The sequence below is a fragment of the Halalkalibacter flavus genome (assembly GCF_036663575.1).
Taxonomy (GTDB): domain Bacteria; phylum Bacillota; class Bacilli; order Bacillales; family Bacillaceae_D; genus Halalkalibacter; species Halalkalibacter flavus.
The window spans coordinates 1-281 of sequence record NZ_JAWRVK010000186.1; the positions used below are offsets into that span (position 1 = coordinate 1).

3 tRNA genes are annotated in these 281 nt (G+C 53.7%); all 3 read left to right on the plus strand.

Annotated elements, in window-relative coordinates:
- The first annotated feature begins 2 nt into the window (after nucleotides 1-2).
- The 3 genes from SAY88_RS24915 (at nucleotide 3) to SAY88_RS24925 (ending at nucleotide 281) form a co-directional block, all read left to right on the plus strand.
- Nucleotides 3-76: transfer RNA gene (locus SAY88_RS24915), tRNA-Met, on the plus strand.
- Between the two features lie 49 nt (nucleotides 77-125).
- Nucleotides 126-199 (plus strand) — tRNA-Met (locus SAY88_RS24920).
- 6 nt (nucleotides 200-205) lie between these two features.
- A tRNA-His gene (locus SAY88_RS24925) sits at nucleotides 206-281 on the plus strand.

Sequence of the window (281 nt, forward strand, 5' to 3'; positions counted from 1 at the left end):
GAGGCGGCGTAGCTCAGCTGGCTAGAGCGTACGGTTCATACCCGTGAGGTCGTGGGTTCGATTCCCTCCGCCGCTATTGATTTTAAAATAATAAGAGACGTCATCCGAATACTAGATAACGGCGCGGAGTAGAGTAGCCTAGTAGCTCGTCGGGCTCATAACCCGAAGGTTGGCGGTTCAAATCCGTCCCCCTCCACCATATATGGCGATTGTGGCGAAGTGGTTAACGCATCGGATTGTGGTTCCGACATTCGTGGGTTCGATTCCCATCAGTCGCCCCA